Below are 20,417 nucleotides of genomic sequence, written 5' to 3'. Positions count from 1 at the left end.
GTCTCAGACCGCCCTCATCAGCAAGGTGGCGGCGATCAGCACCGCCGCGCCGCCGAACATCGAGACCGCGTAGGTGCGCGCGAACCCGTTCTGGACCCGGCGCAGCCGCCCGGACAGCCCGCCGAAGGCGGCCGCCGTACCGTTCACCGCGCCGTCCACGACCTTGTTGTCGGTGTAGACGAGACTGCGGGTCAGATGCGTGCCGCCGGTGACCAGCACGGCGTGGTTGAAGTCGTCCTGGAGCAGATCACGCCGGGCGGCCCGGGTGAGCAGATTGCCGCGCGGGGCCACGGCCGGCACGGGGCGGCGCCCGTACTGGAGCCAGGCCGCGCCGACGCCGATGACCAGCGCGACGATCGTCGCCGTGGTGACCACCGTGGCGGACACCGGCGGATGCCCGTGCTCGAACTGCGTGACGGGCTCCAGCCAGTTCACGAAGGAGTCGCCCAGCTTGAAGACGGCACCCGCGGCGACCGAGCCGATGGCCAGCACGATCATGGGGATCGTCATGACGCCCGGGGACTCATGGGGGTGGGGCTCCGCGTGCTCGCCGCGCACCGAGGCCGCCGGCTCCACATCGGGCCGGTCCGGCGAGGGGGTGCGCTCGGTGCGCCAGCGCTCCTCGCCGAAGAAGGTCATGATCATCACCCGCGTCATGTAGTACGCGGTGATGGCCGCGCCCAGCAGGGCCACGCCGCCCAGGATCCAGCCCTGGGTGCCGCCCTTGCCGAAGGCCGCCTCGATGATCTGGTCCTTGGAGAAGAAGCCGGACAGGCCGGGGAAACCGATGATCGCCAGATAGCCGAGGCCGAAGGTGACGAACGTGACCGGCATGTACTTGCGCAGCCCGCCGTAGCGGCGCATGTCGACCTCGTCGTTCATGCCGTGCATCACCGAGCCGGCGCCCAGGAACAGCCCGGCCTTGAAGAAGCCGTGGGTGACCAGGTGCATGATGGCGAACGCGTAGCCCACCGGGCCCAGTCCGGCGGCCAGGATCATGTAGCCGATCTGCGACATCGTCGAACCGGCCAGCGCCTTCTTGATGTCGTCCTTCGCACACCCGACGATCGCACCGAACAGCAGCGTGACCGCGCCGACGACGACCACCGCCAGCTGGGCGTCCGGGGCACCGTTGAAGATCGCGCCGGAGCGGGTGATCAGATAGACCCCGGCGGTCACCATCGTCGCCGCGTGGATGAGCGCGGAGACGGGCGTCGGGCCCTCCATCGCGTCGCCCAGCCAGGACTGGAGCGGCACCTGGGCCGACTTGCCGCAGGCCGCCAGCAGCAGCATCAGGCCGATGGCCGTCAGCTTGCCCTCGCTCGCGTCCCCGGCGTTCGCCAGCACGGGCGCGAACGCGAAGCTGCCGAACGTGGTGAACATCAAAAAGATGGCGATGGCCAGCCCGGCGTCGCCGACCCGGTTGACGAGGAACGCCTTCTTCGCCGCCGTGGCCGCGCTGGGCTTGTGCTGCCAGAAGCCGATCAGCAGATAGGAGGCGAGGCCCACGCCCTCCCAGCCGACGTACAGCAGCAGGAAGTTGTCGGCCAGGACGAGCAGCAGCATCGCCGCGAGGAACAGGTTCAGATAGCCGAAGAAGCGGCGGCGCCGCTCGTCGTGCTCCATGTAGCCGATCGAATAGACGTGGATGAGCGTGCCCACGCCGGTGATCAGCAGCACGAACGTCATGGACAACTGGTCGAGCTGGAAGGCCACATCGGCGCGGAAACCGTCCACCGGGATCCACGACCACAGGTGCGAGTGCATCGCCCTGTCGTCGCCGGCGCGGCCGAGCATGCCGAAGAAGAGCACCGCGCCGACCACGAACGACGCGGCAGCCAGCAGGGTGCCGAGCCAGTGCCCGGCCCGGTCCAGCGCCTTCCCTCCGCACAACAGCACGGCCGCGCCCAGCAGGGGCGCACCGACGAGCACTCCGATCAATGACTCCACTGGTCCGTACCCCTCAGAGCTTCATCAGGTTGGCGTCGTCGACCGAGGCCGAATGACGGGAGCGGTAGAGCATGACGATGATCGCCAGGCCCACCACGACCTCGGCGGCGGCGACGACCATGACGAAGAACGCCATGATCTGGCCGTCGAGGTTGCCGTGCATCCGGGAGAAGGCGATCAGCGTGAGGTTGGCCGCGTTCAGCATCAGCTCGACGCACATGAACACGACGATCGCGTTGCGCCGCAGCAGCACACCCGCGGCGCCGATGGTGAACAACAGGGCTGCCAGATAGACGTAGTTGGCGGGGCTCACTTGGCGGCCTCCTCGCGCTCGCTGTCACGCCCGCCGTCGCCGTCCGCGGGCTCCTCCCCGGCGTCCTGCGGCCGGGCACGCTCGATCGCCCGCCTGCTCGGCTCCGCCGGACCGCGGCGCGGCGAGGGCTGCCCGTGGTACTCGGCGGTGCGCTGCTCCAACGCCGCGAGGGAGGCCATCTGTTCGGCGCTGACCTCGCGGATCTGGCCACGGCTGCGCAGGGTGTGGCTGACGCTGGACTCGGCCGGGGTGCCGTCGGGCAGCAGCCCCGGCCGGTCGACGGCGTTGTGCCGGGCGTAGACGCCGGGCGCCGGCAGCGGGGGCAGCTGCTTGCCCGCGCGCACCCGCTCCTCGGCCTGCTCACGCTGCGACTTGCTCTTCTCCACCCGCTCGCGGTGGGTGAGCAGCGTGGCACCGACGGCGGCGACCGTCAGCAGCGCGCCGATCACCTCGAAGGCGACGACGTACTTGGTGAACAGCAGCTCCGCCAGCGCCGGGACGTTGCCGCCGGCGTTGGCGGCGCCGAGCCCGGTGAAGCTGCCGACCGACGCCTGGCCGATGCCGGTGATCAGCAGGATGCCGAGGCCCAGCGCACAGCAGGCGGCCAGCCAGCGCTGGCCCTTGAGCGTCTCCTTGAGGGAGTCGGCCGCGCTGACGCCGACGAGCATCAGCACGAACAGGAACAGCATCATGACCGCGCCGGTGTAGACGACGATCTGTACGACGCCGAGGAAGTAGGCGCCGTTGGCGAGGTAGAACATCGCCAGGATGATCATGGTGCCGGCGAGGCAGAGCGCGCTGTGCACCGCGCGGCGGATCAGGACCGTGCCGAGCCCGCCGAGCACGGCGACGGTGCCGAGCACCCAGAACTGCACGGCCTCCCCCGTCGACGTGGCCGCGACGGCCAGTTGCGTGGGGTTCACCGCTCGCCCTCCCCGCTGCCGGTCTCGACACCGTGCGTCATGTCGCCGCCGGCCGCGGAACGCGCGGTGGCGGCCGCGGAGGCGGCGGGCTCCTCCGGGCCGAACGTGGCGGCGGACTCCTGCGGGTCCTCGGTGTCCCGCGGGGTCTGCGGCACGGTGCCCGGCGCCGCCTCGGTGACCAGGCCCCGGTAGTAGTCCTTCTCCGTCATGCCCGGATAGATGGCGTGCGGGGAGTCGACCATGCCCTCCTCCAGGCCGGCGAGGAGCTGCTCCTTGGTGTAGATCAGCGAGTCGCGGCTGGAGTCGGCCAGTTCGTACTCGTTCGTCATCGTCAGCGCCCTGGTGGGGCACGCCTCGATGCACAGGCCGCACAGGATGCAGCGCAGATAGTTGATCTGGTAGACGCGGCCGTAGCGCTCGCCGGGCGAGTAGCGCTCCTCCTCGGTGTTGTCCGCGCCCTCGACGTAGATGGCGTCGGCCGGGCAGGCCCAGGCGCACAGTTCGCAGCCGACGCACTTCTCCAGCCCGTCGGGGTGCCGGTTGAGCTGGTGACGGCCGTGGAAGCGGGGCGCCGTGGGCTTCTTGTGCTCGGGGTACTGCTCGGTCAGCCGCTTCTTGAACATGTCCTTGAAGGTCAAGCCGAAGCCGGCCACGGGGTTCTCGGGCATTGTCAGGCCCCCTCCCTCTCGCTCGTTCCTTCGCTGGTTCCGGCGCCGACCGGCTCCCGCCCGCGGCCGGCGCGCGAGGGCCGCCGGGGTACGGGTGGCAGCGTCTGGCCGGGCAGCGGGGGCACCGGGAAGCCGCCCGCCATCGGGTCGAACGGCTGGTCGGCGGCCGCGCCCCCGGGGTCGTCCGGCTCCTCCTTGCGGCCGCGGAAGGAATCCACGAGGAAGGTGATCAGCAGCAGCGCCAGCACGACGCCGGCGACCCAGTAGACGACCTCGCTGTAGTTCCATCCCTCGTTGCGCATCGCGCGGACGGTGGCGACGAGCATCAGCCACACCAGCGCGATCGGGATGAGCACCTTCCAGCCCAGCTTCATGAACTGGTCGTAGCGCACCCGGGGCAGGGTGCCGCGGATCCAGATGAAGAAGAAGATGAGCACGGCGAGCTTCGCGGAGAACCACAGCAGCGGCCACCAGCCGTGGTTGGCGCCCGCCCACACGGTGGAGATCGGCGCGGGCGCCCGCCAGCCGCCCAGGAACAGGGTCACGCCCAGCGCCGAGACGGTCACCACGTGGATGTACTCGGTGAGCATGAACATCGCGAACTTGATGGAGCTGTACTCCGTCTGGAAGCCCGCGACCAGGTCGCCCTCGGACTCCGGCATGTCGAACGGCGCGCGGTGCGCCTCGCCGACCATCGAGACGAGGTAGATCAGGAAGGAGACCGGCAGCAGCCAGGCGAACCAGCCGCTCGCCTGCTCACCGACGATCGCCGAGGTCGACATGGACCCGGAGTAGAGGAAGACCGCGGCCAGGCTCAGGCCCATCGCGATCTCGTAGCTGATCACCTGGGCCGTGGCCCGCACGCCGCCCAGCAGCGGGTACGTCGAACCCGACGACCAGCCGGCCAGCACCACGCCGTACGCGGCGATGGACGAGGTGGCCAGGATGTAGAGGACCGCGACGGGCATGTCGGTGAGCTGCATCGCCGTCCGCGTCCCGAAGACCGAGATCTCGTTGCCCGCCGGGCCGAACGGGATGACCGCGATCGCCATGAAGGCGGGCACCGCACCGACGATCGGGGCGAGCAGATAGACGAACTTGTCGCTGCCCTTGACGACGATGTCTTCCTTGAGCATCAGCTTGATGGCGTCGGCCAGCGACTGGAGCATCCCCCAGGGGCCGTGCCGGTTGGGGCCGATGCGCAGCTGCATCCAGCCGACGATCTTCCGCTCCATGACGATGGAGAGGATCACCGTGCCCATCAGGAAGGCGAAGCAGAAGACGGCCTTGATCGCGATCAGCCACCACGGGTCCGTGCCGAACACGGACAGATCCTCGGCGGCGAGCTGCCCCAGGGCGGCGTTCACGCGCCCACCTCCTCGGTGGTCTCCTGCGGTTCGGCGGCGCTGCTCGCGATACGCACCAGATCGCCCACCCGGGCCCCGGTGTCGGCGGTGACGCCGTCACCGACGGAGTTCAGCGGCAGCCACACCACCCGGTCCGGCATCTCGGTGATCCGCAGCGGCAGCCGCACCCGGCCCGACGGGCCGCTGACGGTGAGCAGTTCGCCGTCCGCGACGCCCGCCTCGGCGGCCGTCGCGGCGGACAGCCGGGCGAGCGCCGGATGCCGGGTGCCGGCCAGCGCCTCGTCGCCCTCCTGGAGCCGGCCGCGGTCCAGCAGCAGCCGGTGCCCGGCCAGCACGGCCTCACCGGCGCCGGGCTGCGGCAGCTGCCGGCCGACGGTGACGGGGAAGGCCGCCGGTGAGCCGGCCCAGTACCCGAGCCGGTCCAGCTCGCCGCGCACCGTGCGCACATCGGGCAGCCCGAGGTGGACGTCGAGCGCGTCGGCGAGCATGTGCAGCACCCGGGTGTCGGGCTGGACGTGCCGGCGGGTCATCTGCGCCGGGCGCAGCGCCGGCTCGAACATCCGCGCGCGGCCCTCCCAGTTGAGGAAGGTGCCGGCCTTCTCGGCCACCGCGGAGACCGGCAGCACCACGTCCGCGTGCGCGGTCACCGCGCTGGGCCGCAGCTCCAGGCTGACGACGAAGTCCACGGCACGCAGCGCCTCCTCGGCCCGCCGCGGGTCGGGCAGGTCCTCGACGCCCACACCGCCGACGACGAGCGCGGACAGCTCGCCGGCCACCGCCGCCTCGATGATCTGCGAGGTGTCCCGGCCCGGAGCGGACGGCAGTTCGGCCACGCCCCAGGCCCTGGCGACCTCCTCGCGGGCCCGCCCGTCGTCCGCCGGCCGCGCCCCGGGCAGCAGCCCCGGCAGCGCCCCGGCCTCGATCGCGCCCCGCTCGCCGGCCCGGCGCGGCACCCACACCAGCCGGGCGCCGGTGGCCGTCGCCGTGCGCACGACGGCGGTGAAGCCGCCCGGCACGGCGGCGAGCCGCTCCCCGACGACGATCACCGAGCCCTCGGCACGCAGCGCCTCGGCGGCCCGCTCCCCGACCGCGTCCAGGCCGACACCGCCGGCCAGCGCGTCCAGCCAGTCCGTCTCGGTGCCGGGCGCGGCCGGCAGCAGGGTGCCGCCCGCCTTCTCCAGGCCCCGGGTGGCGTGCGTGGCGAGCGCGAAGGTGCGCTGGCCGTGCTTGCGCCACGCCTTGCGCAGCCGCAGGAAGACCCCCGGCGCCTCCTCCTCGGCCTCGAAGCCGACGAGCAGCACGGCCGGGGCCGCCTCCAGCGCGGAGTAGCTGACCGCCGCTCCCCGGCCGCCGGCGCCGTTGCCGTCCAGGTCCAGGCCGTGGCCGGCGATGTGCGCGGCGAGGAAGTCGGCCTCCTCGGCGGAGTGGTGCCGGGCGCGGAAGTCGATGTCGTTGGTGCGCAGCGCGACCCGTGCGAACTTCGCGTAGGCGTAGGCGTCCTCGACGGTGATCCGGCCGCCGGTGAGCACCCCGGCCCGGCCGCGCGCGGGCGCGAGGCCGCGGGCCGCAGCGGCCAGCGCCTCGGGCCAGCTCGCGGGCCGCAACTGTCCGTCGTCGCCGCGTACCTGGGGGCCGGTGAACCGGTCGGGCCGCTGCGCGTAGCGGAACGCGAAGCGGCCCTTGTCGCAGATCCACTCCTCGTTGACCTGCGGGTCCTCGGCGGCCATCCGGCGCATCACCTTGCCGCGCCGGTGGTCGGTGCGGACCGCGCAGCCACCGGAGCAGTGCTCGCACACCGACGGCGAGGAGACGAGGTCGAAGGGGCGGGAGCGGAACCGGTAGGCGGCCGAGGTGAGGGCGCCCACCGGGCAGATCTGGATGGTGTTGCCGGAGAAGTACGACTCGAACGGATCGCCCTCGCCGGTGCCGACCTGCTGGAGCGCGCCGCGCTCGATCAGGTCGATCATCGGGTCCCCGGCGATCTGCTCGGAGAACCGGGTGCAGCGCGCGCACAGCACACACCGCTCGCGGTCCAGCAGCACCTGCTGGGAGATGGCGACGGGCTTCTCGTAGGTGCGCTTCTTGCCCTCGAAGCGCGAGTCGGCGTCGCCGTGCGACATGGCCTGGTTCTGCAACGGGCACTCGCCGCCCTTGTCGCAGACGGGGCAGTCCAGCGGGTGGTTGATGAGCAGCAGCTCCATCACCCCGCGCTGGGCCTTGCTCGCCACGTCCGAGGTCAGATGGGTGCGCACCACCATGCCGTCGGTGCACTGGATGGTGCAGGAGGCCATCGGCTTGCGCTGGCCCTCGACTTCGACGATGCACTGGCGGCAGGCGCCGGCCGGGTCGAGGAGCGGGTGGTCGCAGAAGCGCGGGATCTCGATGCCGAGCTGTTCGGCGGCGCGGATGACGAGCGTGCCCTTCGGCACGCTGATCTGCGCTCCGTCGATGGTCAGCGAGACCAGGTCTTCCGGCGGCACCGCCGCCTCGCCTCCGCCGGAGGAGGCAGGGGTGGTGACGGTCACGCGTTCACCTCCAGGTGAGCGGAGTTCGGCTTGTCGGCCCATGCGGTGGACTTCGCGGGGTCGAAGGGGCAGCCGCGGCCGCAGAGATGGGCCTCGTACTCCTCGCGGAAGAACTTCAGCGAGGAGGCGATCGGCGCTGCGGCCCCGTCACCCAGGGCGCAGAAGGACTTGCCGTTGATGTTGTCGGCGATGTCCGCGATCTTCTCCAGATCGGCGGCGTGCGCCTTGCCCGCGTCGATGTCGCGCAGCAACTGGACGAGCCAGTAGGTGCCTTCGCGGCAGGGTGTGCACTTGCCGCAGGACTCGTGCGCGTAGAACTCGGTCCACCGGGTGACGGCCCGCACGACGCAGGTCGTCTCGTCGAAGCACTGGAGCGCCTTGGTGCCGAGCATCGAGCCGGCCTCGCCGACGCCCTCGTAGTCCAGCGGCACGTCCAGGTGTTCGTCGGTGAGCATCGGCGTGGACGAGCCGCCCGGCGTCCAGAACTTCAGCCGGTGCCCGGGGCGCATCCCGCCGCTCATCTCCAGCAGTTGGCGCAGGGTGAGCCCGAGCGGTCCCTCGTACTGGCCGGGCCTGGCGACGTGCCCGCTGAGCGAGTACAGCGTGAAGCCGGGCGACTTCTCGCTGCCCATCGAGCGGAACCAGTCCTTGCCGTGCAGCACGAGCGCGGGAACCGACGCGATGGATTCGACGTTGTTCACCACTGTGGGACACGCGTACAGGCCGGCTACGGCCGGGAAAGGGGGGCGCAGCCGGGGCTGCCCGCGGCGGCCCTCCAGCGAGTCGAGCAGCGCGGTCTCCTCACCGCAGATGTACGCGCCCGCCCCGGCGTGCACGGTCAGCTCCAGGTCCTTGCCGGGCCCGAGCGCGTCCTTGCCGAGGAACCCGGCGGCGTACGCCTCGCGGACGGCCTCGTGCAGCCGGCGCAGCACGGGCACGACCTCACCGCGCAGATAGATGAACGCGTGTGCGGAGCGGATGGCGTGGCAGGCGATGATGATGCCCTCGATGAGGGCGTGCGGATTGGCGAAGAGAAGGGGGATGTCCTTGCAGGTTCCCGGTTCCGACTCGTCCGCGTTGACGACGAGATAGTGCGGCTTGCCGTCGCCCTGCGGGATGAACTGCCACTTCATGCCCGTCGGGAAGCCCGCGCCGCCGCGCCCGCGCAGCCCGGCCTCCTTGACGTAGGCGATGAGGTCGTCGGGGTCCATCGCCAGCGCCTTGGGCACCGCCGCGTAGCCCTCGTGCCGCCGATAGGCGTCCAGGGAGTAGGAGTCGGGCTCGTCCCAGTGCGCGGAGAGCACCGGGTGGAGCAGCTTCTCCGCCGCGTGCCGGGCGTCGTCGTCGCGGCGGGAGGCCCCGCCGTTGTCGGCCGCCACCGTCATCACTCCCCCTCCTCGTCGGCCGCTGCGCTGCGGGGCGAGACGACGCCGGGCCCGGGCGGGGTCTCGCCCTTGGCCAGCCGCAGCCCGGCCAGCGAGGCGGGCCCGGCGCTGCCGGAGGCGTCGACGGCGTCGCGCCGCTCGTCGGGGAAGCCGGCGAGGATGCGCGCCGTCTCCTGGAAGGTGCACAGCGGGGCCCCGCGGGTGGGGGCCACCTGCCGCCCGGCGCGCAGATCGTCGACGAGGGCGCAGGCGCTCTCCGGCGTCTGGTTGTCGAAGAACTCCCAGTTGACCATCACGACGGGCGCGAAGTCGCAGGCCGCGTTGCACTCGACGTGCTCCAGGGTGACCTTGCCGTCCGGCGTCGTCTCCCCGTCGCCCACGCCGAGGTGGTCGCGCAGCCGCTCGTGGATGGCGTCGCCGCCCATCACCGCGCACAGGGTGTTGGTGCACACCCCGACCTGGTAGTCGCCGGAGGGCTTGCGGCGGTACATCGTGTAGAAGGTCGCGACACCGTTCACCTCAGCCGTGGACAGGTCGAGCATCTCCGCACAGAACCGCTGGCCGGTCGCGGTGACGTACCCCTCCTCCGCCTGCACGAGGTGCAGCAGCGGCAGCAGGGCCGAACGGCTGTCGGGGTAGCGGCCGATGATCTCCCGGGCGTCCCGCTCCAGGCGCTCGCGCACCTCGGCGGGGTAGTCCGGTGCGGGCATCTGCGGGATGCCGATGTCGACGGCCTCGGTCGGCTGTCCGCTCATCGGTCGACGCCTCCCATCACGGGGTCGAGTGACGCGACGGCGACGATGACGTCGGCGACCTGACCGCCCTCGCACATCGCCGCCATGGCCTGAAGGTTGGTGAACGAGGGGTCGCGGAAGTGCACCCGGTAGGGGCGGGTCCCGCCGTCGCTGACCACATGCACCCCCAGCTCGCCCTTGGGGGACTCCACCGCCGTGTACGCCTGGCCGGGCGGCACCCGGAAGCCCTCCGTGACGAGCTTGAAGTGGTGGATGAGCGCCTCCATGGAGGTGCCCATGATGTTCTTGATGTGGTCGAGCGAGTTGCCCAGACCGTCCGGCCCGAGGGCCAGTTGGGCGGGCCAGGCGATCTTCTTGTCGCCGACCATCACGGGCCCCGGCTCCAGCCGGTCCACGCACTGCTCGATGATCCGCAGCGACTGGCGCATCTCCTCGAGCCGCAGCAGGAAGCGGCCGTAGGAGTCGCAGGTGTCGACCGTCGGCACCTCGAAGTCGTAGGTCTCGTAGCCGCTGTAGGGCTGCGCCTTGCGCAGATCGTGCGGGAGCCCGGCCGAGCGCAGCACGGGCCCCGTCGCGCCGAGCGCCATGCAGCCGGCCAGATCGAGATAGCCGACGTCCTGGAGCCGGGCCTTGAAGACGGGGTTGCCGGTGCACAGCGCGTCGTACTCGGGCAGGTTCTTGCGCATCTTCTTCACGAACTCGCGCAGCGCGTCCACCGCGCCCGGCGGCAGGTCCTGGGCGAGCCCGCCGGGCCGGATGAAGGCGTGGTTCATCCGCAGCCCGGTGATCAACTCGTAGAGGTCCAGGCAGTGTTCGCGGTCCCGGAAGCCGAAGATCATCACGGTGGTGGCGCCCAGCTCCATGCCGCCGGTGGCGATGGCCACCAGATGCGAGGAGAGCCGGTTCAGCTCCATCAGCAGCACCCGGATGATCTTGGCGCGCTCCGGGATGTCGTCCTCGATGCCGAGCAGCTTCTCGACGGCCAGGCAGTAGGCCGCCTCGTTGAAGAACGGCGTCAGATAGTCCATGCGCGTGACGAAGGTGGTGCCCTGCGTCCACGTGCGGAACTCCAGGTTCTTCTCGATACCGGTGTGCAGATAGCCGATACCGGCCCTGGCCTCGGTGACCGTCTCGCCGTCGATCTCCAGGATGAGCCGCAACACCCCGTGCGTGGACGGGTGTTGGGGGCCCATGTTGACGATGATGCGCTCGTCGTCGCTGCTCGTGACGGCCTTCGCGATCTCGTCCCAGTCGCCGCCGGTGACGTCGTAGACGGTGCCCTCGGTCGTCTCCCGGATACCGGCGGTCGCGTGTGTCGTCGCTTGGGTGTCGGACATCAGGAGTACGACCTCCGCTGGTCGGGAGCGGGAATCTGGGCGCCCTTGTACTCGACGGGGATGCCGCCGAGCGGGTAGTCCTTGCGCTGCGGGAAGCCCTGCCAGTCGTCCGGCATCATGATCCGCGTCAGCGCCGGATGGCCGTCGAAGATCAGGCCGAAGAAGTCGTAGGTCTCGCGCTCGTGCCAGTCGTTCGTCGGGTACACGTCGACGATCGAGGGCACATGCGGGTCCGCGTCCGGCGCGGTGACCTCCAGCCGGATCAGCCGGTTGTGGGTGATCGATCGCAGGTGGTAGACGGCGTGCAGCTCGCGCCCCCGATCCTCGGGGAAGTGCACCCCGCTGACGCCGGTGCACAGCTCGAAGCGGAGCGCCGGATCGTCCCGCAGCGTCCGCGCCGCCACGGGCAGGAACTCGCGCTGGATGTGGAACGTCAGCTCGCCGCGGTCGACGACCGTCTTGTCGATGACGTTCTCCGGGACGAAGCCCTGTTCCTCCAGCGCCCCCTCCAGCTCGTCGGCGACCTCGTCGAACCAGCCGCCGTACGGCCTGGAGGACGCGCCCGGCAGCCGGACGGTGCGCACCAGCCCGCCGTAACCCGAGGTGTCGCCCCCGTTGTTCGCGCCGAACATCCCGCGCCTGACCCCGATGATCTCGCCCGGCTCCTGCTGTGCGGGGAGGGAGCCGGCGGCCTCGTCGCCGCCGGGGTGGTTGCCGTTGGCCTCGGTCATCGCAGCAGCCCCTTCACCTCGATCGTCGGAACCGCCTTCATGGCCGCTTCCTCCGCCGCGCGGGCCGCCTCCTCCTGATTGACGCCGAGCTTGGAGTGGAGGATCTGCTCGTGCAGCTTGAGGATGGCGTCCATCAGCATCTCCGGGCGCGGCGGACAGCCGGGCAGATAGATGTCGACGGGGACGACGTGGTCGACGCCCTGCACGATCGCGTAGTTGTTGAACATGCCGCCCGTCGAGGCGCACACGCCCATGGAGATGACCCACTTCGGGTTCGGCATCTGGTCGTAGACCTGCCGCAGCACCGGGGCCATCTTCTGGCTGACCCGGCCCGCCACGATCATGAGGTCGGCCTGCCGCGGGGAGCCGCGGAAGACCTCCATCCCGAACCGGGCGAGGTCGTAGCGCCCGGCGCCCGTCGTCATCATCTCGATGGCGCAGCAGGCGAGTCCGAAGGTCGCGGGGAACATCGACGATTTGCGCGCCGCCCCCGCCAGCTTCTCGACGGTGCTCAGCAGAAATCCGCTCGGCAGCTTCTCTTCAAGTCCCATGGCTCACCCCGCCTCTAGTCCCATTCCAGGCCGCCGCGCCGCCAGTCGTAGGCGTACGCGATACCGATGAGGGCGACGAAGATCAGCATTTCGACGAGCCCGAACATCCCGAGGGAGTCGAAGTGCACGGCCCACGGGTAGAGAAAGACGATCTCGATGTCGAAGATGATGAAGAGCATCGCCGTCAGGTAGTACTTCACCGGGAAGCGGCCGCCCCCGGCCGGCTGCGGCGTGGGCTCGATGCCGCACTCGTAGGCTTCGAGCTTCGCCCGGTTGTAACGCTTGGGCCCGACGGCCGAGGCGACCACCACGGAGAACACCGTGAATGCCGCTGCGAGGGCTCCCAGTACGAGGATTGGTGTGTAGACGTTCACCGCTCCCGTCTCCTTCCAGGCGTCGACTCCGACTGCCGGCAGACCGCTGGGCCGCTGTGCGCTCCCACGAAAGATCGCTCCTATGTGAGGCAGTTCACAAGCCCTGTTCGCAGGCATCTTAAGCCCGGGCCTCTGTGATCTGCGACACGGGGTACAGCAACTGCTTTGTGATCTCCACCACCTGACGGTGGATCATCCGGTCGGATTACCGTCGATCTTCATACGCAAAGCCCATAGATGATCACCGCTGGTGACATTCACAGGAGTTCAGAGCCGCTGGAAGCCGATCGCTGTATCAAGCAACGGTCCACTGAGGCAAATTCGCGCTGGACGCCGTCCGGTGCTATAGGGGCGAGCGCGTGCTCGTGCGGTAGTGAAGGCCGGCACAAGCGGGGCGGACCAGACGGAACCGACGGATCCGGCAGAGACGGCACCCCCCTGGGACCCCGGCGGACCCGGGCCGTCCCGTCGGACCCGTCGACCCCGTCGACCCCGGTCGGCGCTGACGGGGCATCAGGACGCGAGTGCGACGCGAGCGAGTCCCGGCTGTGACCTTCGAGATGTCTGATTGGGCATCAATGCCCGGTTCACTCGTCGAGTTGCCCGGGGTTCACGTGAGCTGCGCCACAGGAAATCGCGGCAGCCACTGACTTCTTTGCGCGGTCGCTTGCTGCCGTGATATCGCCGTGACATAAATTCCGGCATAGCGGACAAGTACCAGGTCTCGGCCCCGTAGTTGGGAATCGATCATGCTCTCCGGGGCTCCGTGCGTGGCTCCTTGAGGTCTCAACCAGCCGTGTACGCGTCGACTGTGGCGCATCGCACGTTTGTTGAGCCGAGGGTTCGGCGCCTGCTAGGCATTCCCTCATGTCCCCGAAAGCTCAGATACCCAGCCACCGGAAGCCCCGCTCCCGCAAGATGAACACGGCACTGCGTGCGGGCGTCACGGGCGGCGTGATGGGCACCATCGCCCTCACCGCGGCGGCGGCCCCGGCCCTCGCGTCCGACAAGAGCGCGCCGGCCGAGACCGTGGAGATGCCGACGCTCTCCGGCGATCTGGAGAGCTCCACCTCCCGCGCGGCCGAGTCGATGCAGGCTTCGGCTCAGCAGTACCAGCTCCAGGAGGCCAAGGACGCCGCGGCGACCAAGGCCAAGGAGCAGGCCCAGGAGAACAAGGAGAAGGCCGAGGCCAAGGCCCGCGCCGAGGCCAAGCGCAAGGCCGAGGCGAAGAAGAAGGCCGAGGCCGCCGCGCAGCGGGCGTCCCGCTCCGCCGAGCGCTCCTCCCTCAGCACCGCGTCCGCTCCCGCCAGCGAGACCGCCTCCAAGCCCCAGGGCGGCAATGTGGCCACCGTCCTCAACTTCCTGCGGGCGCAGGTCGGCAAGTCCTATGTGCTCGGTGCCACCGGCCCCTCCGCCTACGACTGCTCCGGCCTGACGAGCGCGGCCTTCAAGCAGGTCGGCATCGACCTGCCGCGCACCTCCCAGCCGCAGTCCACGGCGGGCACCCCCGTCTCCCTGGACAACGTGCAGCCGGGCGACATCCTCTACTGGGGCAGCGCCGGCAGCGCCTACCACGTGGCGGTGTACGTCGGCGGCGGCAAGTTCATCGGCGCCCAGAACTCCTCCACCGGCATCGTGGAGCGCCCCATGAGCTACGACCAGCCCACCGGAGCCGTCCGCGTCCTGTGAGTCACAGCCGGCACCGCTGACGCAGTCGGCACCGCTGACGCAGTCGGCACCGCCGGCACCATCGGCGCCGCTGACGCAGCCGACGACGGCCGTACGAGAGGCCCCCATCGCGACCGCGGTGGGGGCCTCTCGCATGCCGTACAGGGGCTTGAGGAACATCGGAACGGAAACCGGCGCTAAGCCTCGATCGGCCCTGGTGGGCGGCTGACGGATCGTCGGCCGCCGGACCCGTCTGAAGTCATCCCACGGATAACGCCCTATTATCTGCGCCATCGTTGATCACGACCTGCGGTGACGTCTGCGGGGCCGTGCGCGAAGCGACCCCGTTATCTGCGTCAAGGGAGAGACCGTGCCCACCGTCGTGCAACTGCCCGCCGGGAAGGCGATGACCGTGAGGACCGCGGCGGACGCGTTCCTGGATTCGCTCGGCAACCCGAACACGGTCCGCAACTACGGGATCGGGGTCGGCAAGACCGCCGAACGGCTCGGCGAGGGTCGCCCGTTGGCGGCGGTCGCGGACGACGACGTGGGCGGGGCTCTGGAATTGCTGTGGGGCGAGGCGTCGGTCAATACCTGGAACGCGCGGCGGGCGGCGGTGCTCTCGTGGCTGGGCTGGTGTGCCGAGCGCGGGTACGACGGGCCGCAGGTGCCGGCCTGGGCGAAGCGGATGCCGCCGCCGGAGTCGGAGACCCCGGCCCGCTCGAAGATGGCGATCGACCGGCTGATCGCGCGGCGCGAGGTGCACCTGCGGGAGAAGACGCTGTGGCGGATGCTGTATGAGACCTGCGCGCGCTCGGAGGAGATCCTCGAAGTCAACATCGAGGAACTGGACTTGGCCGGGCGCCGGGCCCCGGTGAAAGCGAAGGGCGCCCAGCCGCGTACGCGCCGCCGCGGTGCGGTGCGCGAGGACTTCGTGCTGGAGACCGTGTACTGGGACGCCGGGACTGCCAGGCTCCTGCCCCGGCTGATCAAGGGCCGCACGCGCGGCCCGGTCTTCACCACCCACCGCCGCCCCGGCCCCGGCAAGGTCCTCAGCGCCCGCGACGTCTGCCCGGACACCGGACTGGCCCGCCTCTCGTACGGCCAGGCCCGCGCACTGCTGGATGAGCACACCGCCCTCGCCGGGCCGGGCACGGGCTGGGACCTGCACGAATACCGGCACTCCGGCCTCACCCACCTCGGAGAGAACGGCGCGAGCCTGCCGATGCTCATGGCGAAGTCCCGGCACAAGAAGCCGGAGAACGTCCGCCGCTACTTCAAGCCCTCGCCCGAGGCGCTCTCCGACCTCACCAGCCTGCTCGCGCCCGGCGACGCCCGCCGCTGAAGGGCCGTCCTCGTCCAGGGGCGAGGAGCTGACACACGGCTGGCAGTTCAGTGTGGGCACCAGGCGGCCGGTGTTGCCGTCCAGCAGCTCGCGGACCACACACCACGGGCCGGGCGGCCACCGGCGAGGCGGACCCTCGTGGTGGCCGAGGGTGTCCGCGACGATGGGGGCCGCGCCGTGATCGAACCGGACCGCAACGATCGGGCGCGGCCACAGCGCCCCCGGCCAGGGTGGGAGTCGAAAGGGAGGCTCATGATCTCGGCACTCAACCAACTCGTCGACGTGGTCGAGGAGCAGCTCACCGAGCAGCTCGACGTCCGCGCGCTGGCCGCGATGCTCGGCACCACCGAGTACCACCTGCGCCGGATGTTCTCCTCGCTCGCCGGCATGCCGCTGTCGGAGTACGTGCGGCGGCGCCGGATGACCGTGGCCGCGGCCGACATCGTCCGGGGCGACGAGGACCTGCTGAGCATCGCCGTCCGGCACGGCTACGGCTCCAGCGAGGCGTTCGGCCGCGCGTTCCGGGCGGTGCACGGCGCCGGGCCCGGTGACGTGCGCCGGGACGGAGGCCCCCTGCGATCACAACCGCAGCTCAGGTTCCGCCTGACCGTCGAAGGGAGCACCCCCATGGACACCCGCATCGTCGACCGCCCCGCGTTCCGCCTGGTCGGGCACGCGGCCCGGGTCCCTCTCATCCACGTGGGCGTCAACCCCCACATCCAGGAACACATCGCCTCGCTGCCGCAGGAGGAGCACGCGCGCCTGAAGGGGCTCAGCACCACGGAGCCCGCGGGCCTGCTGCAGGTCTGCGACGACGCCGACCCCGACAGCCGGGAGGGCACGGAGCTGACCTATCTGCACGGAGTCGCCCAGGGCCGGGACACTCCGGCGCCCGACGACCTCGACGTCATCGAGGTGCCGGGCGGCATGTGGGCGGTCTTCCGCACCAGCGGCCCACACCCGGACGCCCTGCAGACGACGTGGGCAGCGACCGCCACCGAGTGGTTCCCGTCCAACCCGTGGCGGCTGCGCCCCGGCCCCTCGATCGTCGCCGTCCTGGAGCGCGCCGAGGACTTCAGCACCGCCACCTGCGAGCTCTGGCTCCCGGTCGAGGCCGAAGCCGAGTGACACGAGCAGCGGCAGGGTCCCGGCACCCCGGGATCCGCCGCCGCTTGCCCTGAAACGGGCGGGTCTACCGTGGGAGTCGGGCCGCCACACGTCAGCCCGACTCCGAGCCGCCGTATCCTTGCTCACGCCGAGGAGAGGCGACCGAGGACAGAGGGCGGGTGCAGCTCGGAGTCGGGCCCGACGTGCGGCGGCCAGCACTCACGCTGTCGCCGCCCACTGACAGCCGGGCTCATCCTTCCTCGACGGCGTCCGGGTCACGCAGCGGGCGCAGGCCGCCGGGCAGGTCGGGAAGCTGGAAGGAGTACCGGCCGAGCATGTTGATGTGGTGCCGGGTGAACGGCGAGAGGCGGGCGACGTCCTCGTCGCGCACGTCGAAGCCGTCCGTACGGAGCTGGGTGACGGCGGCGTCCATGTACCGGGTGTTGAACAGGACGACGGCGTTGAGGACCAGGCCGAGCGCGCCGATCTGGTCTTCCATGCCGTCCTGGTAGCGCTGGTAGAGCTGCCCGTTCTTGCCGTGGAAGATCTTCCGCGCGAGCGCGTGGCGGCCTTCCTGGAGGTTGGCCTGCACCTTGATCTGGCGGCGGTAGCCGGGCTCGTCGGCCAGGCGGAGGATGTGCAGGGTCTTGGAGATCCGGCCGTAGTGGGCGATCGCGCCGCCGAGCGGGGTGGGGCGGCCGTCGCGCGAGAGCATCCGGATGACGTCGTAGGCGCGGACGGCGCCGGTGTGGATGGAACCGATGATCCGCAGGATGTCCTCCCAGTGGCGTTCGACCCTTGCGAGGTCGATCCGGCCGCGGGCGGCGTCGGTGAAGGCGCCGTAGTCGGCGGTGCGGTCGATGCGCCACATCTTCTGGTCGGGCAGGTCGGCGAGCTGTGGGGCGTAGGTGTATCCGGCGAGGGTGAGCAGCCCGAAGACGATGTCGCTGTAGCTCGCGGTGTCGGTGACGATCATCTCGGGGCGCCGTCCGCCGTCGCGGTCGTAGAGCACATCCAGCACGTACAGCGAGTCGCGCGGGGTGCCGGCCACTACCTTCCCGCCCAGCCCCGCGGCCTGGTCGTTGAGCATGTTCAACCACGTAGCCCCGCCCCGCCGCGTGGGCCAGTACCGGGGGTTGGGGCGGGCGTACACACTGGGCACCGGCACCACGAACCGCATCCCGTCCACCGAGGCCACCAGCCCGCCGCCCCACGCCTGCGCGAGCGGGATAGACGCCTGGTAGTCGATCAGCGCTGCGTTCGCCGCCCGATAGGTCGCCAGCCGCAGATACGTCTGGTCCACGTGGGAGAGCCGCCCGTACTTCAGCGCGTCGACGCCGCCGATCACGGGGGTGTAGCCGACGTTGCAGCCGTGGGCGACCAGCAGCGCGGCGATCGTCACGTGCAGGTCCCGCAAGCGCGCCTCACCGCCGGTGACCGAGGTGAACGCCTGGTCGGCGCCGGTCCAGGAGAAGACCTCCAGCAGCACCTCGGGCAGGTCCACGCGCGGCAGCATCGCACCCACCGCGGCGCGCAGGTCCAGCAGTGAAGCGGGCTCGGGCTCCGGCTCCAGCGCGGCGAAGTGCAGCCGCCCGTCGTCGTCGAAGACGACCTGCGAGTTCTCCGGCACCCGCGTTGCGACCTCCCGGTAGGTGCCGTCCAGTAGCGCAGCCCGAGCCTGAAGGTGTTCGTCGGCGTGCTCGGGCAGACCGAGGGAGGCCAGCACGGTGGGCTTGGCCTGCTCCCACGCCGCCCCGTCCAGCAGCTTCGCCCGCGGGTCGCCCCACTTCGAGGAGTTGCGCGCGAACACCTGCTTGCTCCGCAGCATCCGGTGAAAGGACTCCAGAACGCAGAACGTGTACGCCTTCCAGTCCACCGTGCCCGGCTCCAGGTGCGGCGCCGAGAGCACCAGCCGCCGCCACGACCCGACCAGCAGGCCGGTGTCGATCTCGGCCGGGCCGACCTTCTTGCGGCCCATCATTCCCGGCAGGGACTTCAGCGCCTTCAGCACCGGCATCCCCTCCGGCGTGGCACCGAAGTCCACAACCTCCACCAGCAGCTTGAGGAACGGCCGCACGGTGCCGAAGCGGCTCACCAGCATCGCCCGCCATGCCTCGTCCGCGTCCGAGTCCAGCGGCGGTGTCAGCTCGAAGAGGGCGGCGATCGCGGCGGCCAGTTCCTCGCGCGGCACCACCGCCTCGATCTGCTCCCACATCGCGGCCACCGTCTCCACCTTCGGCCCCGTCACCTCGCCGGTGCCGACATCGACCTGCTCGGAAGTGGTCTCCAGCACGACCTGGAACGCGGTGGCCAGCTTCGCCGAGGCCCGCTCGACCTGCGGCAGCGTCTTCAGCTTCTCCTTGGCCGTCTCCCGCTCCGCCCTGGCCAGCAGCTTGGTGGCGATCAGCACCTCCAGCAGATCCAGCGCGTCGTCCACCGCCCGGCTCGTCAGGTACACAGTGGTGGCCAGCAGCGTCGCCAGCCGCCGCGAGTCGCCGTGCCGCCGCAGCAGAGACGCCTTGCCGTCCACCCCGTACCGGGACAGCTCCGCCAGCCGACGCGGCGGGATCGCGGAGACGTCCAGCTCGCCCATCCCCAACTCGGCGATCTCGCGGGCCCGCTGAAGCGCCCATTTCATCTGCGGCCCGGAGATGCGCACCGGACCGCGCCGCAGCCGGTCCAGCTCGGAGACCCGCTCACCGGGCGGCACCGTCAGCAGGGAGTCCAGCACCGCCCGCTGCCCGACGTTCAGCAATCCGTACAGCGTCTCCCACAACCGGTGGTTCGCCGCCTCCCGCACCGAGGCGACCAGCCGCGTCAGCGTCGTCACACCGGGAAGCAGCACCCGCCGCTCACGCAGCCAGCTCACCGCCGCATCGAACAACGCCTTCGGCCCCTCGCCCGTGGTCCAGGCCCGCGCATCCACCCAGGACCGCAGCTCGGCCTCCCGCTCGGCGAACTCGGTGTACTCCAGCCCGCGGCGCAGCTCTCGCACGTGAGCCAGGCGCGTGTTCTCCCGCTCCCCGTACGCCTTCAGCACCGACGCGTCCGCGATGCCGAGCTGCTCGGCGAGGTAGTCCGCGACCTCCGCCGGCACATCGGCCGGGTCGTCCGGGAACACCCCGAGATAGCGGACGGTCGTGAGCTGCACCGCGAAGCCGAGCCGGTTGTGCGCCCGCCGCTTGCCCTCGATCAACTCCCGGTCCGCGTCGTCCAGGAAGAAAAACCGCTCCAGCTCCGCGCGGGACGGCGCCCCGCTGTACGCCGCGTACGCAGCCGCCTGCTCATCCGTCAGAAACTCAACCGGCACCCCGAACCTCCAGACAGTCGATCAATACGACTGCCGAAGATCAGCCGCCCAAGTTCCCCAGGTCAAAGCCCTCTCGCGCCCCGAGCGGGCTTAGCGCCGGATTCCGTT

The 20,417-nt window shown here is 70.7% G+C and carries 16 protein-coding genes; 3 read left to right on the top strand and 13 right to left on the bottom strand.

Annotated elements, in window-relative coordinates; translation table 11 throughout:
- Positions 1-3 precede the first annotated feature (3 nt).
- Genes nuoL through SCA03_RS05835 form a run of 12 tightly spaced genes read right to left on the bottom strand, consistent with a single transcriptional unit; the run spans position 4 to position 12,879 of the window.
- Positions 4-1,950 carry an NADH-quinone oxidoreductase subunit L gene (gene nuoL, locus SCA03_RS05890; protein ID WP_030880249.1) on the bottom strand — a complete coding sequence of 649 codons (1,947 nt, stop codon included), beginning with the start codon at positions 1,948-1,950 and terminating at the stop codon, positions 4-6.
- A 13-nt stretch (positions 1,951-1,963) separates the two neighbouring features.
- The gene (nuoK, locus tag SCA03_RS05885) at positions 1,964-2,263 is read right to left on the bottom strand and encodes an NADH-quinone oxidoreductase subunit NuoK (RefSeq protein ID WP_030880252.1); all 300 of its coding nucleotides are present in this window, start codon (positions 2,261-2,263) and stop codon (positions 1,964-1,966) included.
- On the bottom strand, positions 2,260-3,186 hold the full coding sequence (locus tag SCA03_RS05880) for an NADH-quinone oxidoreductase subunit J (protein ID WP_030880253.1): 927 nt from the start codon (positions 3,184-3,186) through the stop codon (positions 2,260-2,262). Before SCA03_RS05880 ends, nuoK begins: the two co-directional genes overlap by 4 nt.
- Positions 3,183-3,854, bottom strand: a complete 672-nt coding sequence (gene nuoI / locus SCA03_RS05875; protein ID WP_030880256.1) for an NADH-quinone oxidoreductase subunit NuoI — start codon at positions 3,852-3,854, stop codon at positions 3,183-3,185. Before nuoI ends, SCA03_RS05880 begins: the two co-directional genes overlap by 4 nt.
- A 2-nt stretch (positions 3,855-3,856) precedes the next feature.
- On the bottom strand, positions 3,857-5,221 hold the full coding sequence (nuoH, locus tag SCA03_RS05870; protein WP_030880261.1) for an NADH-quinone oxidoreductase subunit NuoH: 1,365 nt from the start codon (positions 5,219-5,221) through the stop codon (positions 3,857-3,859).
- A complete protein-coding gene (locus SCA03_RS05865) occupies positions 5,218-7,746 on the bottom strand; it encodes an NADH-quinone oxidoreductase subunit G (RefSeq protein ID WP_030880262.1) in 2,529 nt (842 codons plus the stop codon). The genes nuoH and SCA03_RS05865 overlap by 4 nt, the downstream gene beginning before the upstream one ends.
- On the bottom strand, positions 7,743-9,131 hold the full coding sequence (gene nuoF, locus SCA03_RS05860) for an NADH-quinone oxidoreductase subunit NuoF (RefSeq protein ID WP_086816786.1): 1,389 nt from the start codon (positions 9,129-9,131) through the stop codon (positions 7,743-7,745). Before nuoF ends, SCA03_RS05865 begins: the two co-directional genes overlap by 4 nt.
- On the bottom strand, positions 9,131-9,886 hold the full coding sequence (gene nuoE, locus SCA03_RS05855; RefSeq protein WP_051846896.1) for an NADH-quinone oxidoreductase subunit NuoE: 756 nt from the start codon (positions 9,884-9,886) through the stop codon (positions 9,131-9,133). Before nuoE ends, nuoF begins: the two co-directional genes overlap by 1 nt.
- A complete protein-coding gene (locus SCA03_RS05850) occupies positions 9,883-11,223 on the bottom strand; it encodes an NADH-quinone oxidoreductase subunit D (protein ID WP_030880269.1) in 1,341 nt (446 codons plus the stop codon). Before SCA03_RS05850 ends, nuoE begins: the two co-directional genes overlap by 4 nt.
- The gene (locus SCA03_RS05845; protein WP_030894014.1) at positions 11,223-11,954 is read right to left on the bottom strand and encodes an NADH-quinone oxidoreductase subunit C; all 732 of its coding nucleotides are present in this window, start codon (positions 11,952-11,954) and stop codon (positions 11,223-11,225) included. Before SCA03_RS05845 ends, SCA03_RS05850 begins: the two co-directional genes overlap by 1 nt.
- Entirely contained in the window at positions 11,951-12,505 is a 555-nt protein-coding gene (locus SCA03_RS05840) for a NuoB/complex I 20 kDa subunit family protein (protein WP_030880276.1), read from the bottom strand. Before SCA03_RS05840 ends, SCA03_RS05845 begins: the two co-directional genes overlap by 4 nt.
- Before the next feature lie 14 nt (positions 12,506-12,519).
- Positions 12,520-12,879, bottom strand: coding sequence for an NADH-quinone oxidoreductase subunit A (locus SCA03_RS05835; RefSeq protein WP_030880278.1), 360 nt, complete (start codon positions 12,877-12,879; stop codon positions 12,520-12,522).
- 867 nt (positions 12,880-13,746) lie between these two features.
- On the opposite strand from SCA03_RS05835, the gene SCA03_RS05830 reads away from it, so the two are divergent.
- The 3 genes from SCA03_RS05830 to SCA03_RS05820 all read left to right on the top strand — a co-directional run bounded on the left by SCA03_RS05830 (position 13,747) and on the right by SCA03_RS05820 (position 17,020).
- Entirely contained in the window at positions 13,747-14,568 is an 822-nt protein-coding gene (locus SCA03_RS05830) for a C40 family peptidase (protein WP_030880281.1), read from the top strand.
- Between the two features lie 349 nt (positions 14,569-14,917).
- A complete protein-coding gene (locus tag SCA03_RS05825) occupies positions 14,918-15,892 on the top strand; it encodes a tyrosine-type recombinase/integrase (protein ID WP_030892133.1) in 975 nt (324 codons plus the stop codon).
- 252 nt (positions 15,893-16,144) lie between these two features.
- The gene (locus SCA03_RS05820) at positions 16,145-17,020 is read left to right on the top strand and encodes an AraC family transcriptional regulator (RefSeq protein WP_030892136.1); all 876 of its coding nucleotides are present in this window, start codon (positions 16,145-16,147) and stop codon (positions 17,018-17,020) included.
- Positions 17,021-17,249: 229 nt separating this feature from the next.
- On the opposite strand, the gene SCA03_RS05815 is transcribed toward SCA03_RS05820, so the two are convergent.
- Positions 17,250-20,309 (bottom strand): Tn3 family transposase, encoded by a 3,060-nt coding sequence (locus SCA03_RS05815; RefSeq protein ID WP_030892139.1) that lies wholly within the window; start codon positions 20,307-20,309, stop codon positions 17,250-17,252.
- Between the last annotated feature and the right edge of the window lie 108 nt (positions 20,310-20,417).

It is taken from the genome of Streptomyces cacaoi (assembly GCF_006539165.1).
In the GTDB taxonomy this organism is placed as follows: domain Bacteria; phylum Actinomycetota; class Actinomycetes; order Streptomycetales; family Streptomycetaceae; genus Streptomyces; species Streptomyces cacaoi.
Note: the sequence above shows the minus strand (reverse complement) of the source record. Positions and strands in the feature narration are given on the sequence as shown.

Coding starts and splice junctions, on each gene's coding strand:
- SCA03_RS05830 (WP_030880281.1), top strand. CDS start 13,747: ATGTCCCCGAAAGCTCAGATACCCAGCCACCGGAAGCCCCGCTCCCGC.
- SCA03_RS05840 (WP_030880276.1), bottom strand. CDS start 12,505: ATGGGACTTGAAGAGAAGCTGCCGAGCGGATTTCTGCTGAGCACCGTC.
- nuoI (WP_030880256.1), bottom strand. CDS start 3,854: ATGCCCGAGAACCCCGTGGCCGGCTTCGGCTTGACCTTCAAGGACATG.
- SCA03_RS05850 (WP_030880269.1), bottom strand. CDS start 11,223: ATGTCCGACACCCAAGCGACGACACACGCGACCGCCGGTATCCGGGAG.
- SCA03_RS05845 (WP_030894014.1), bottom strand. CDS start 11,954: ATGACCGAGGCCAACGGCAACCACCCCGGCGGCGACGAGGCCGCCGGC.
- nuoF (WP_086816786.1), bottom strand. CDS start 9,131: ATGACGGTGGCGGCCGACAACGGCGGGGCCTCCCGCCGCGACGACGAC.
- nuoE (WP_051846896.1), bottom strand. CDS start 9,886: ATGAGCGGACAGCCGACCGAGGCCGTCGACATCGGCATCCCGCAGATG.
- SCA03_RS05820 (WP_030892136.1), top strand. CDS start 16,145: ATGATCTCGGCACTCAACCAACTCGTCGACGTGGTCGAGGAGCAGCTC.